This is a genomic window from Campylobacter concisus (assembly GCF_002165815.1).
GTDB classification, from domain to species: domain Bacteria; phylum Campylobacterota; class Campylobacteria; order Campylobacterales; family Campylobacteraceae; genus Campylobacter_A; species Campylobacter_A concisus_BH.
Genome location: NZ_NDYN01000006.1, coordinates 71645 through 85534, shown reverse-complemented (window position 1 = coordinate 85534; position 13890 = coordinate 71645). Strand labels below are relative to the sequence as shown.

The window sequence follows — 13890 nt, the reverse complement described above, 5'->3', positions numbered from 1 at the left end:
GATAGCACTCGCCTTGATGGTTTTACTCATCATCTCGTTTTGCGCTATCTCGGCGGTTAGTTATTTTACTTCAAAGGACAAGATCGTTGAACTTGTCAGTGGCAAAGAGGATCAAGTCCTTAAAGATATAAAGAGTGTTGCAAATACTTTTTTTGATGAAAATTTAGAATACGTCAAGAAAATTTCATCAGCAGTTGAAGGCGCTCAAAGTGGCGATGAGATAATGAACTTTGTCTTATTAGAAAAAAAGGTCGCAAACTCTGCGGTGAAATATGTCTATTACGGCGATGAGGACGGACACTTCTTTCAGTCAGATGGTAAAAGAACAACCGTAGCTGATAACTACGACCCAAGAACTAGAGGCTGGTATAAGAGCACAAAAGAGAAAAATAAAGAAATTTATACCGAGCCAAGGATCACTTCTACAAATGATCTTGTTATGAGTTTTACTGCTCCTGTTACTAAAAATGGTAAATTTGTTGGCGTTGCTGGTATAGATGTAGATGTGAAAAAAGTTAGCGACAAGATCATCGAGATAGGCAACACTGGCGATGGCGGATATGCTTATGTGATGAGAAAAGATGGCACTATGCTCTTTTCTGACGTAGTTTCAGAGGTTGGCACTATCTTGCCAGCTACAAAGGTCGTCTCAGAAAAATATGCCAATAAAGAATTTGACGAAAATGGTCTGATCTCATATAAAAACTCTAAAAACCAAGATGTAACGGCTAAAATTTTACCTATCAACGATGATGGCTGGCTTGCAACTGTTGCCATAGGTGCAGATACATTTTCAAACCACACTATGCCTATCTTAAAAGCTCAGCTAATGCTTGCAGTGCTATTTATAGTCATACTCTCAGCCATTGTTTTCGTGCTACTAAAACGCTCGCTTAAACCTATCGGAGTTATCCAAGAGAAGCTTTCTGATACATTTAAATTTATCACTTATGAGAGCAGCACCGCTCCAAGCAAGCTAGACATCCACACAACTGATGAATTTGGCGTGATGAGCGAGGATATAAATAAAAATATCGACAAAGTCATAGCTGGTATCAAGAAAGATAACACCATGCTTGAAGAGCTAAATGTAGCTGCAAATAACATGATAAGAGGAAATTTAGGCGTCAAACTAAGTGAGAATCCAAACAACCCATCACTTATCAAGCTAAAAGAGCTACTAAACACCTTCTTTAGCTCTATCAGTCAAAATTTAGGCAGCGTCATAAATATCCTAAAAGCCTACTCAAATAATGACTACACCGCTAAGATCGAGCTAAGAGATGACATAGAGGCTGATCTAAAAGCTATGATAGTTGGCATAAATAGCGCAGGCGATGCTATAAGCGCTATGCTAAATAGCAACCTAAATCAAGCTCAAATTTTAGAAGAAAAAGCAACGATGCTTGCTGAGTCTATGAGAAATTTAACTGAAGGTGCGAGCAAACAAGCTGACTCTATCCAAGAGAGCGCGGCTGCGGTTGAGCAGATGTCAAGCTCGATGAATGCTATCTCGCAAAAGACAGGGGACGTCATAAGACAAAGCGATGAGATCAAAAATATCATCGTCATCATCCGTGACATCGCTGATCAGACAAATTTACTAGCCCTAAATGCCGCTATAGAAGCAGCAAGGGCTGGCGAGCATGGACGTGGCTTTGCGGTTGTGGCTGATGAGGTTAGAAAACTAGCTGAAAGGACACAAAAAAGTCTAGGCGAGATCGAGGCAAATACAAATGTATTGGCTCAATCAATCAACGAGATGAGTGAGAGCATAAAAGAGCAGGCTGAGGGCATAAATATGATAAATAGAAGTGTCGCTCAGATAGATAACGTCACAAAAGAAAATAGAAGCGTTGTTAGTAACACAAATGAAGTAACTAGCGAGATAGATGGCATGGCAAAGGTCATACTAACAGACGTTAGAAAAAATAAATTTTAATACCCAAAAATACTACTAGGCTCATGTAAATTTACGTGGGCCTTTAAATTTTAAATCTTTTTTACGCTAAAATTACCAAAAATTTAAAGGAGAATATATGCCACTACTTGATAGTTTTTGCGTAGATCATGTGAAGATGAAAGCCCCAGGAGTTAGACTAGCAAAGAGTATGAAGACCCCAAAGGGCGATGATATCAGCGTTTTTGACTTGAGATTTTGCAAGCCAAATGAGGAAATTTTGCCAGAAAAAGGCACTCACACTTTAGAGCACCTATTTGCTGGCTTTATGAGAAACCATTTAAACGGCAACGGCGTTGAGATCATAGACATCTCGCCGATGGGTTGCAGGACGGGCTTTTATATGAGTGTGATCGGCACACCTAGCGAAGAAGCTGTAAAAAAGGCATGGCTAGCCTCTATGAAGGACATCTTAGAAGTCAAAGATCAAGATAATATCCCAGAGCTAAATAAATTTCAATGTGGCACTTACAAGATGCACTCACTTGATGAGGCGCACGCCATAGCAAAGAAAATTCTAGATCATGGTCTAGTCATCATAAACAACGATGAGATCAAGCTTGACGTTGATGCTATGGGACTAAAAAAGCACTGATTTGAAACCAGCTAGACAAGAAAATCAAGCCTATCTAAAAGAGCAAATTTTAACCTATCTTGGTAACAAACGCTCTCTTTTAGGCTTTATCGAGCGAGGCGTAAAATACGCAAAAGACGAGCTTAAAAAAGAGAAGCTTAGCTGCTGCGATCTCTTTAGCGGAAGCGGCGTGGTGGCTAGGTTTTTAAAACAAAATAGCGAATTTATAGTCGCAAACGACTTGGAGCTTTATAGCTTCATCACAAACTCATGCTACCTACAAAACGCCACAAATGAGCTAAGAGATGAGATAAATTTCTGGCAAATGAGACTTGAAGAAGAGATAAAAAATAGCCTTCATGAGGGCTTTATAACAAGGCTTTATGCCCCGCAAGATGATGAAAATATCGCATTTGGCGAGCGGGTCTTTTACACAAGGAAAAATGCCAAATTTATTGATACCGCAAGAAGGCTCATAGATGAGATGTTGCCAGAGGAGATGAGAAAATTTTTCATAGCTCCACTACTTTATAACGCAAGCGTGCATGCAAATACGAGTGGAATTTTTAAAGGTTTTCATAAAAATAAAGAGGGCATCGGTCAGTTTGGTGGCAGGGGACAAAATGCCATCTCAAGGATCACTTCTGATATAAATTTGACTAAGCCTATTTTTTCAAATTTTAGCGTGCCATTTGAGGTCTATCAAAAGGACGCAAATTTGCTGGCAAAAGAGCTTGATGGGCTTGATCTAGTCTATCTTGATCCGCCTTATAACCAGCATCCATACGGCTCAAACTACTTCATGCTAAATCTCATCGCAAGTTATGAAGAGCCAAGTAAAATTTCAAAAGTCTCAGGCATCGCAAAGGACTGGAACAGATCAGTTTTTAATAAAAAATCATCAGCAAGCGAGGCATTTTTCGAGTTGATATCAAATTTAAAGGCGAAATTTGTGCTTATCTCGTTTAACTCAGAGGGCTTTATCAACCAAGATGAATTTGATAAAAATCTAAATAAAATGGGCAAAGTTCATCTACTTCGCCAAAAGTATAATGCCTACCGCGGCAGCAGAAATTTAAAAGCTAGAAACATCCACGTAGACGAACTTCTTTACGTTTTGAAAAAATAAATTTAAGGCTTAACCCTCATCCGCTGGCAAACACTTCTCGAATATGAATTTATGCTCATTTGGCAAGGCGTCGTAGATAGCATTTGATAAATTTCTTATCTCCCAAAGGGCTGACTTTGAGCTTCTTAGTGAGATGAAATTTTGCAAGCTTCTAGCGTTTATACTCCACGTAAGCTCGGTTTTATAGCACTCTGGCAAGCAGTATTTAACGATATCAAGGCTCTTTGTAGTTGTGGCTAAAATTTCACGTAAGTTTTCAAGCGCTTTTATGCTTGCGTTATCGACCACTTCGTCATTTGTCAGCACGATAAATTTAGCCGCACGCTCAAACTGCCCTACTTCAAATTTCTCCTCCTTTTTTAGCTCTTTTAGCGTGTAGCGTGTTGATTTGACGCTTAGGCTTGCTATGCGGTGGCGGGCTAGCTCTTGAAGTAGTGCGCGCGAGATGCCTTGGATGTAGAAGTTGTAGTAAAGATGCTCTAGTGTTGAAGCGTGTTTAAATTTATTACCCACCCTATCTATCAGCTCGACGTCTTTTTCGCCGCCATTGTCGCCTTTTTCAAAGCTTTGCCAGCATGTGCGGATCGCATGAGAGCAGATATTTAGTGGAGTGTGATTTAGAAGTGTTACTTGCATATTTTCTCTTTTTGTGAAATTTTTTAGCATTTTACAAAAAGAAGGCTGATTTTATTTGTAAATTTAAAAGGGAGCGAGCGCCCCCTTTGTGATTATTGTTTTAGTTGAAGAAGTGTGTTTAACATCTCATCACTTGTTGTGATCGTTTTTGAGTTTGCTTGAAAGCCTCTTTGGATGACGATAAGATCTGTTAGCGCACGGCTTAGATCGACGTTACTAGCTTCTAGTTTTGAAGCTGCGATCGTTCCTTTATCGCCAGTGCCTGCTGCGCCGATGACTGCTTCGCCTGAGTTTGCAGTTTGCGAAAAGACGTTTCCGCCCTCACTTTGAAGACCCTCGTTGTTTGTAAAGCTAGCAAGTGCAACTTGAGCTAGACCAAAGCTTTGTCCGTTTGTAAATGCACCGATGATAGTGCCAGTTTCGTCGATCTTTAGGTCATTTAGTGTGCCACCTGTGTAGCCATCTTGTGAGATAGACTCAGTTGATGAGTCTTTATCAAAGCTTGTTAGTCCGTTAAAGTCTGTTCCCAAGCCAAAATTTAAACTAACATTTTGACCGCTTTGTGAGCCGTTGTTAGCTGAAAATGTTATCGTAGCTGGGTGAAAGCTAGCTAGTGAGCCATTTGAGTTAAATCTCAATGAACCAGTGACAACGTTGTCTGGACCCTCGCCTGTGTAGTTTATCTTAGCAGGCTCTGGCACTTGGATGATCATATTCCACTCAGTTCCACCATCTGTTGTAGTGCCTGTCTTTGCCCATCTGATACTAACTGTGTGTTTTGAGCCAAGTGAGTCAAAAATTTCAGCCGTTGAGCCGTGGCTTGACATCATCATCTTACCGCTCGCTCTTAGAGCTTGACCTGGGCTTAGTGCGCCATCAAGTGCTTTCATGATATTTGTAAAGCGAACGTTTTCATTTACTGCTGCGTTGTTTGTACCTTGAGCCGGTTTTGTAAGACCAGTTGTAGTCATATAAAGGGCTTGATCAGCCATTTCGTTTGTAGGGTTTTCTAGTTGAAATTGACCTAGTTTATTTACAGTGATCTTTACGCCGTCGTTTGTATCATCTCCAGCAATTGCCTGAAGTGCTGCGATACCGGCTGCGTGTTTTTGATCAGGTGTGCCTGCTGCTGCTGCATAAGCGTTGTTATATGCTAGTGCATAAGCTGGATTTGTTATAGCTGCACCACCAGTGCCTGGAGCTACCTTGTGAGCAGCAGTTGCAAGTTTTGCTGCATCAAGTGCGTCAGAATTTGCATTGATCTGACCATCACCGTTATAATCAACGTGGTTTCTAGCATCCTCTTGCATAGCAGCACGAAGATCTTCTGTTGTTGTTATTTGTCTTGCTATCTTGTCATTATTTGGGTGAACAGCTGTTGTTTGTGAGCTTGTATAGACATATTGATAAGCTGTGATGATATCTTTACTAGCTAGACCGCCAACCGTGTTTCCAGCATTTACTGTTAAGTGGATGTTTTTTGTCTCTTCGGTTGTGCCTGAGTTGTTTCTATTTATAAGCGTTAGTTTGTTACCCTCTGAAATTTCAGCTCTAACGCCAGTTTTGTTGTACTGAGCGTTGATAGCAGCAGCAACGTCACTGATGCTTGTCATCGTGCCAGCTTGAGTTTTGATGTTTTGTCCATTTAGTGTTATATCAAGCGTAGCTGGTGGGTTGATCTGACCGATATTTTGTGCTAGAGCGCTACCTACGCTAAATTTCTCAGTCTTAGCATTTGCGTAGCTTACCCAGATACCTTGTCCATCTCTTAGTGCAAGACCGTTTCCAAGCTCGTCAAATGTAACACCAAGATCGACGCCACGCTCTGTTAAGATTTGCTCGTTTCTTGAGTTTGTATAAAATTCATCATTATTTGTATCGTTTTCGTTATGAACTTCGTTGGCGTTTAAAATTCCATCGTTATTGTAGTCACGTCCGCCAGCAACTGAGTCAAGTGCGTAAATAGGTGTGCTTCTTTGACCGATGCTGTTACCTGAGTCAAGGTTGCCTTTTATTTTAACTTCTGTTGTCGCTCTTGCTGGAGTTGTAAGACCTTCTTTGATGACGATGTTGCTTATAGGACCTGTTGAGTCGATAGTGCCAGTCTCGTCATCTCTAGTCCAGCCTTGAACGATGTAACCGCTGTTATTTACGAAGTTACCAGCTTTATCACGAACAAAGTCGCCGTTTCTTGTATAGTATCTTGTCGTTCCACCATCTGGAGAGACGACAAAAAAGCCATTTCCTTGAAGAGCAAGGTCGGTTTGCTTATCAGTGGCTGTTAGTGTGCCTTGTGAGAAAATTCTTGTAGTTGAGTTTATAGTCGTTCCTAGACCTATTTGCATAGCGTTTTGACCGCCTAGCTGACCTTGTGGAGCGGTAGCAACTCTTGGAGTTTGGCTTAGTATATCAGCAAAATTTGCGCGGTTGTATTTAAAACCATAAGTATTGACGTTTGCGATATTGTTGCCTTCTACGTCCATGGCTATCTGGTGGGCTTGTAGGCCTGAAACACCAGACCAAAGTGATCTCATCATGAGCTTATCCTTTTTCTCGTTTTAAAATTTTTTATGATATTTCTAAAGCAAAAGATGTTCCAAAATTTATATCGGCAAAAAGAGAAAAAATTGAAAATTTTTATAGATTGTATTTTTTAATATGCTTTTTCTCGTGATGAAATTTCTATTATCTCAATAGTTAAAATTTCATCTTGCTTAAGCCCTATTATGCGGTAATGTATGCCAACTCTCCAACGCCAGCGATCATCATAGCCTTGCATCTTTTCTGCGTTATTTGTTGCAAAAGGATTTTCTACTTTTTCGAGCTCTTTTAGAAAGGTACGTATTTTTAGAGCTGCTCTTAGATCACCTTTTGAAATTTTATCTAGTTGCTTGTCAGCAGAGCGCTTAATGACTATTTTATACACTAAACGCCCATTTCAGTTTTAACTTCAGCTATTAGTGCTTCTTGCTCTGCTTTTGAGAGTTTTTTAAATTCTATATCGAGTTTTTTTATGCTTGGAGACTTTAAAAGTTCATAATCTTTTGGCTCATCAAGTTTACTTTTTATCTTTTTTTTAAGATAAAGGATTAGTTCTGATTGTTTTTTTAAAGTATCTTGCAATGAATTTAGTTTTTTTTCTTCTTTTTCAAGAGAATTAAACAATGCTTTACGTGTCATCGTCTCGTATTTTGCATAATCAATATTTGTTTGCATCGCATTTTCCTTTAAATTTTTTAATGATTTTAACACATTTATCCAAGTATCATGGCTCCTACGATGCCACCGATGATTAGTGGGATGTTAAAAAATACAAACGTAGGCACACAAGTATCATATATGTGGTTGTGCTCACCATCAGCATTTAGACCGCTCGTTGGTCCAAGTGTGCTGTCGCTTGCTGGGCTTCCAGCGTCGCCTAGAGCTGCTGCTATACCAACTAGCAAGATGATAGCTGGCACGCCAAAGCCAAGACTAAGACAAAGTGGCACGTAGATAGAGGCTAAGATAGGTATTGTACCAAAGCTAGTGCCTATGCCCATCGTCACAAGAAGTCCGATAAGTAGCATCAAAAATGCTCCACCTATCTTGCCGCCAGATACCAAACTAGCGTATTTTACAAGCTCGTCTATACCGCCACTCTCTCTTAAAATAGTGCCGTATCCCGCAGCAACAAGCATGATAAATGCGATAAAGCCCATCATAGCAAGGCCATTATCCATGATCTTATCTACTTTTTTATATTCTATTCCACCAAAAACTACCATGACCAAAAGTCCAAGTAGCGCGCCAAGTGGCAAGAGCGAAGTATAAATTTGCACGACAAAGGCCACTACCGCACCAGCTAAGACTGCCCACTCTTTTTTAGTCATCTCAAGGCTCTTTGCACGCTCGATCTCATCAAGCTCGGCCTTTTCAAATTTAGATGTTTTATAAACTCTCTTTCTGCCGTAGACAAAGATAGCGATGATAAGGCCAACCAACATCGACGCACCGCCGATCCACATAACTGAAGAAATGTCCGAGATAGTTGTATTTATGCCGTTATTTGCTAGCTCTTTTTTAAGGATATTGTGAAAAAGAAGGCCAAAGCCAACGCTAAGGCTCACATAAGGCGCTTGCAGACCAAATGTAAGAGCGCAAGCCACCGCACGTCTGTCTATACCCATCTTATTCATAAGAGCAAGAAGTGGTGGGATCAAGATAGGTATGAAAGCTATATGAACTGGGATCAAGTTTTGAGACAAGCAAGCGATAAATGCGATGGTTAGCGTGAATATCACCTTATTTGAGCTAAGAAATTTACTCATTGCATTTATCAAAATGGCTGTTAAATTTGTATTTGCAATGGCAGCTGCAAGAGCACCTAGCAAGATGTAGCTAAGTGAGGTCTCAAGGTTGCCTTGCATGCCGCTTATGAGGCTTTGCGTGGTCTCTTTTAGGGCCGTAAAAAAGCTCTCAAAACCACTTGCCAAACCACTTTCAAATCCGCTAAAACCATGCTTATACATAACCCCAGCAACAAGGGCTGAGATGAGGATAGAAAGCAGGATGTTAAAGCGCAGCAAACATAGCACCGTCATCACCAAAATGCTAAAAACAACAGGGTTAAAGAGAAGCATGTGTGTCCTTTTTGTATGTTGAAAGAATTATACAAGCGTGGGGCTTATTAAATTTTAAAAAGAGTGGCTTAAGTGGGTATGTGTTAAGATTTTTGCCAAATTTCAAAAGGAAAAAGCGATGGATTTAGAGAAAATTTATAAGGACGCTGGGGCGTATTTAGAGGGGCACTTTTTGCTAAGTAGCGGCAACCACTCGCAGTTTTATCTACAAAGTGCGAAGGTGCTTGAAGACCCTGCTCTTGCGGCAAAGCTAGCAGATGAGCTAGCACGCGTGATAGAGAAATTTGGCATTAAATTTGATAGCATTTGTTCTCCTGCACTTGGAGGAATTTTAGCTGGATATGAGCTAGCTCGCGCGGCGAAAAAGCGCTTTATATTTACAGAGCGCGTTGATAGGGTGATGAGCTTAAGGCGCGGCTTTGAAGTGAAAAAGGGCGAGAAATTTATAGTTTGTGAAGATATCATCACAACTGGTGGCTCGGCACTTGAAGCAGCCCACGTGATAGAGAGCCTTGGGGGCGAGGTAGTTGGCTTTGCAGCACTTGCAAACCGCGGTTTTTGTAAGGTTGCAAATTTAGGCAATGACTCAAAGCCAAATGCAAAACTGCCAAGCGACAAGCCATTTTTCGCTTTGGGGAATTTTGAATTTGAAATTTACGAGCCAGAGCACTGTCCACTTTGTAAGAGTGGTAGCAAGGCTATTAAGCCTGGAAGCAGAGGCAACTAAATTTTATAAAATTTTACGCTCAAAGCTTAAAATAATAATATTTGTAACTTATTCGTTATTTTGGGCTTTGAGTAAATTTTCTCATCAAAATTTCTTTTTTTCCTTAAATTTTAAAAGTTAATTTATAATTAAGATTTGAATGTATAAAATGGCACGCAATTTTTAGGAGATCCCAAAATGCAAGGATGTGTGCTATGAAAATATCTACAAAGATAATTCTCACTTTTGTTTTTTCAGTTTTACTTGTCAGCTGTTTGCTCATCTTTTTAAATAGCAAATTTTCAAGCGACCTAACGCAGTTTTTTACCAACAAGTCCTACGACGAGCTGGTAAATGCCAGAAAAGAAAATTTAAAAGATGATGTCGAGACGATTAATCAAATGATGCGTGAAATTTATAATGGCGGCAAAGAAAAAGGGCTAAGCGACGATGAGATAAAAAAAGAAATTTTTAGAGTCGTCTCAAAGCTAAAATTCTTTAGCGACAAGACTGGCTATATCTTCATCTACGACTACGACGGCGTTGTTTTGATGCACCCTGAAAAGCCATCGCTTGTGGGTAAAAACTTAATCGGACTAAAAGATCCAAAAGGGCTACTTCTGATAAAAGAGCTCATCGAAAAGGCTAAACAAGGCGGCGGATTTGTTACATTTGGTTGGGCGAAAAAAGAGGGGCAGGAGCCAGTGGAGAAGCTTGGCTACGCTGCAAATTTTGAGCCATATAAATGGATGCTAGGAAGTGGCGTATATGTCGATGACTTAGCGGACGAGACAGAAAAGACAAAGGCCGTTTTAAACGAGCAAAACAGCCAAAATACAAAAACATTTATCATCGCTTGCGCCCTGATCACAGTTGTTTTGATAGCTATCGTGTTATTTATCTTAAGTAGGGCGATCATCAGACCTATAAAAAATATCGTTGCAAATTTAACCGCGATGTCAGATGAGATAAAAAGTGGCAGAGGCGATCTTACTAAAAAGCTTGAAGTTAGTGGCAAAGATGAAATTTCAAACATCAAAAGCTCTATAAATGACCTAACAAGCGAGCTAAGATCTGTGATAGAGAGCGTTAAAGGCCTAGCGCATGAGAACTCTTCTATCGCCGAGCAACTCTCTTCAACATCAGCTCAAACTACAAATTTAACCAACAAATCTTCGCTAATCGTCACAGATACGACAAACATGGCAAAAAATATGTCAGAAGAGATAAAGAGCTCATTTGAAGAGGCTAAGAAGAGCAAAGAAAATCTTGAAAGAACCTGTCTATATATAAATGAAGTTTCAAACGATGTTTTGGGGCTTAGCAAAAATGTCGATGAGGCTGCAAATAGCGAAATTTCACTAGCTAGCTCGATGAAAAGCCTAGCTGATCAAGCTAAAAATGTAAAAGATGTCTTAAATATCATCGATGACATCGCTGATCAGACAAATTTACTTGCTCTAAATGCCGCCATAGAAGCAGCGCGTGCAGGTGAGCATGGACGTGGCTTTGCAGTCGTGGCTGATGAGGTTAGGCAGCTAGCTGAGCGCACGCAAAATAGCCTAAGCGAGATAAATGCAACTATAAATTTAATCGTTGAAGCGATCTCAAACTCAAGCCATACCATCGGCGATAATGCCAAAAAAGCTGGCGAGCTTTGCAAAAAATCAGCCCAGATAAATGAAAAAATAGAAAATATGAATCTGCTAATGAACGAGACTGTTAGCTTAAATGAGACCTCTACGAGGGATTATATAGAGACTGGAAATAAGGTCGAAGAGCTGATAAAAGGCATCGTAAATATCGATGAAATTTCAAAACAAAACTCAAAAAGCATGGATGAAATCTCACTCGCAGCTGCTCATCTTTCAAAGATGACTGATAATCTAAACACTAGCCTTTCAAAATTTAGAACCTGATAAATTTAGCCAAATCTTTGGCTAAATTTAACTTTCTCTTTTAAATTTATCGCTTAAGTATCGAGCCGATTTTTTACTTTAAGCTTACGATCATGATGTAAATTTATGAAATAATTTTTATTTTGTGTTATTTAAGTCGGCATTTTGGCTTAAGAGATGAGATGACGTATGCAAGAGTATGATATTTTAGATGTTTTATCAAACAAAAAGGTCCTTTGCCTAGAGGACGAAGAGGCGATTTTGCGAAATATCTGCGCCTCGTTGGAGCTCTTTTTCGCAGAGGTTAAAGGCGTTACAGACGGCTTTGACGCGCTTGAGCTTGCAATGAGTGGGGCGTATGACGCGCTAGTGCTTGATATCAGCGTGCCAAATATCGATGGTCTTGAGATCGCTAAAAAAGTAAGAGCTATCAATCAAAAAATCCCTATCGTGATCTTATCAAGCCACGTTGAGCAAGAGTATCTGTGGCGAGCAGTTGAGCTAAAGATCACAAGATATCTTGCAAAACCATACGATAAAAAATCTTTCATAAAAGCGCTTGAAGATGTGGCTATGGAGCTTGTGGGACGCACACCAACTATCAGGCTAAATGACGAGCTTGAGTATGATTTTGGCAAAAAAGTGCTTTATGTAAATGGTGAAATTTCTCATCTAAGCAAGAGCGAGAGCAAGCTTTTGGAGTACTTTTTAAACAACAAAAACAAAACTATCACTTATGAGCAAATTTTTGACTACATCTGGGACTACGAGCAGCCGACAAAAGAGGCGATAAAGACGATCGTAAAGGAGCTTAGAAGAAAGCTTGGTAAAGATGTGATCAAAAATTTATACGGCGTGGGCTATCTTTGTGAGATATAAATTTCAGCTAATTGTCGGTGCTTTTATCTTTGTCTATCTGCTAGTCTCAGCGCTTGTTTTAAATTTTTACAACGATCTTGCGATGAAAGACGCCAAAAAAGAGGCGTATTATGTTTTGGAGGGCATAAATTCTGTAAGAGAGTATATCGCTGGAGTTCAGCGCCCGCTAATCGAGCAGTTAAAAGAGCAGGGCATCTTAAAAGAGGACTTTTTTGACGAGAGACTTCTATCATCTTCATATATAAGCCGTGAAATTTACAACATCCAAAAGAAAAAATACAACCTTGAATTTGACTACAAGCTAGTTGCTATCGCTCCGCTAAATAAAGCCCACCAGCCAAATGAATTTGAAGCTGGCGTCTTGCATGGCTTTAAAGAGAATAAATTTAAAGAATTTGTAAAGATAATAAAAGATGAAAATGGCTCACAGCTCTTTGTGGGTCTGCCTATAAAAAACCAAAGTCCAAGCTGTCTAGCCTGTCATAGCAGCGCAAATGCCCCACAACAAATGCTAGAAAAATACGGCATGGAGGGCATAGAGATCCCAGACGTGAACGAAACGGTCGCGATGATCTCGTTTAAGATACCAATCCGCGCCATTTTTACCTACCACTTGCAAGAGGTCATCGTCATAATGAGCGCTATAACGCTTATCTTTGGGCTATTTTTGCTACTTGTTTATAAGATGCATAGGCGAGGAGAGGAGAGCAAAAGGCAGACTGAGCAGCTAATGATACATCAAAGCCGCCTAGCCTCTATGGGCGAGATGATAGGCAATATCTCGCACCAGTGGAAGCAACCACTCGCTCAGATAAGCTCGGCTTTGATAAATTTAGAGCTTTATCAAGAGAGAAAAAAGCTTGATGAGGCGAAAATTTATGAATTTATAGAAGAGACAAGCAAGCAGATAAATTTCATGTCAGAAACCGTTGATGACTTTAAAAATTTCTTTAGTCCAAATACCTTGAGAAAAGAGTTTAAAGTGCTTGAAGTGATAAATCAAACGATAAAAATTTTAAACGCAACGCTTAAAAAGTATCAGATCGAAGTGCAGCTTGACGTGAGAGAAAATTTTGAACTATTTGCAAATTTTAATGAGATAATCCAAATTTTAATAAACATCATAAACAACGCCAAAGACGCATTTAAGCAGAGCTACACAAAGCCAAGAGTGATAAAGATAAGCGCCTTTTTAAAAGATGATCGCAAGAATTTATGCGTGCAAAATAACGCAGGAGCGATAAAAAATTCATTTTTAAAGGTTATCTTTGAGCCACACTTTAGCACAAAAGAGAGCGGTAGTGGGCTTGGGCTATATATGAGCCGTCTTATCGCTCGCAAAAACAACGCCTTAATCTTTGCTAAAAATGTGGATGAAAACCACGTTGCATTTACAATTAGTTTTGAAAATTTATAATTTGTTAATTTTCCCCCTTTTCTGCCCTTTTTTGGTGTTAAGATTATCAGTATGAAATCATTTTGATTT

The 13890-nt window shown here is 39.7% G+C and carries 12 protein-coding genes and 1 pseudogene; 8 read left to right on the top strand and 5 right to left on the bottom strand.

What is annotated here, in order from left to right; all coding sequences use genetic code 11:
* Positions 1-16 precede the first annotated feature (16 nt).
* From B9N65_RS11450 to B9N65_RS07050, 4 genes and pseudogenes are all read left to right on the top strand, one after another.
* Positions 17-751 (top strand): annotated as a pseudogene (locus tag B9N65_RS11450) (cache domain-containing protein); the annotation flags it as partial.
* Positions 752-805: 54 nt separating this feature from the next.
* A complete protein-coding gene (locus B9N65_RS11445) occupies positions 806-1942 on the top strand; it encodes a methyl-accepting chemotaxis protein (RefSeq protein WP_374220075.1) in 1137 nt (378 codons plus the stop codon).
* Positions 1943-2039: 97 nt separating this feature from the next.
* Positions 2040-2555 (top strand): S-ribosylhomocysteine lyase, encoded by a 516-nt coding sequence (gene luxS / locus B9N65_RS07055; protein ID WP_087583359.1) that lies wholly within the window; start codon positions 2040-2042, stop codon positions 2553-2555.
* Position 2556: 1 nt separating this feature from the next.
* On the top strand, positions 2557-3663 hold the full coding sequence (locus tag B9N65_RS07050; protein WP_087583358.1) for a DNA adenine methylase: 1107 nt from the start codon (positions 2557-2559) through the stop codon (positions 3661-3663).
* 9 nt (positions 3664-3672) lie between these two features.
* On the opposite strand, the gene thyX is transcribed toward B9N65_RS07050, so the two are convergent.
* The 5 genes from thyX to B9N65_RS07025 form a co-directional block, all read right to left on the bottom strand.
* Entirely contained in the window at positions 3673-4299 is a 627-nt protein-coding gene (gene thyX / locus B9N65_RS07045; RefSeq protein ID WP_087583357.1) for an FAD-dependent thymidylate synthase, read from the bottom strand.
* 92 nt (positions 4300-4391) lie between these two features.
* Complete coding sequence (gene flgE / locus B9N65_RS07040) at positions 4392-6836, bottom strand: flagellar hook protein FlgE (RefSeq protein WP_087583356.1); 2445 nt, start codon at positions 6834-6836, stop codon at positions 4392-4394.
* Between the two features lie 116 nt (positions 6837-6952).
* Positions 6953-7225, bottom strand: coding sequence for a type II toxin-antitoxin system RelE family toxin (locus B9N65_RS07035; protein ID WP_087583355.1), 273 nt, complete (start codon positions 7223-7225; stop codon positions 6953-6955).
* Positions 7225-7515: a hypothetical protein gene (locus tag B9N65_RS07030; RefSeq protein WP_021088839.1), complete on the bottom strand. Its 291-nt coding sequence runs from the start codon at positions 7513-7515 to the stop codon at positions 7225-7227. The genes B9N65_RS07035 and B9N65_RS07030 overlap by 1 nt, the downstream gene beginning before the upstream one ends.
* 38 nt (positions 7516-7553) lie before the next feature.
* Positions 7554-8921, bottom strand: a complete 1368-nt coding sequence (locus B9N65_RS07025; protein WP_087583354.1) for a Na+/H+ antiporter NhaC family protein — start codon at positions 8919-8921, stop codon at positions 7554-7556.
* 118 nt (positions 8922-9039) lie between these two features.
* Here B9N65_RS07025 and pyrE point away from each other — a divergent pair, with 118 nt between their 5' ends.
* The 4 genes from pyrE to B9N65_RS07005 all read left to right on the top strand — a co-directional run bounded on the left by pyrE (position 9040) and on the right by B9N65_RS07005 (position 13821).
* Positions 9040-9648, top strand: coding sequence for an orotate phosphoribosyltransferase (pyrE, locus tag B9N65_RS07020; RefSeq protein ID WP_087583353.1), 609 nt, complete (start codon positions 9040-9042; stop codon positions 9646-9648).
* Positions 9649-9833: 185 nt separating this feature from the next.
* The gene (locus B9N65_RS07015) at positions 9834-11546 is read left to right on the top strand and encodes a methyl-accepting chemotaxis protein (RefSeq protein ID WP_374220073.1); all 1713 of its coding nucleotides are present in this window, start codon (positions 9834-9836) and stop codon (positions 11544-11546) included.
* A 168-nt stretch (positions 11547-11714) separates the two neighbouring features.
* Positions 11715-12404 carry a response regulator transcription factor gene (locus B9N65_RS07010; RefSeq protein ID WP_021088843.1) on the top strand — a complete coding sequence of 230 codons (690 nt, stop codon included), beginning with the start codon at positions 11715-11717 and terminating at the stop codon, positions 12402-12404.
* Entirely contained in the window at positions 12394-13821 is a 1428-nt protein-coding gene (locus B9N65_RS07005) for an ATP-binding protein (protein ID WP_021088824.1), read from the top strand. The genes B9N65_RS07010 and B9N65_RS07005 overlap by 11 nt, the downstream gene beginning before the upstream one ends.
* Positions 13822-13890: the final 69 nt, after the last annotated feature.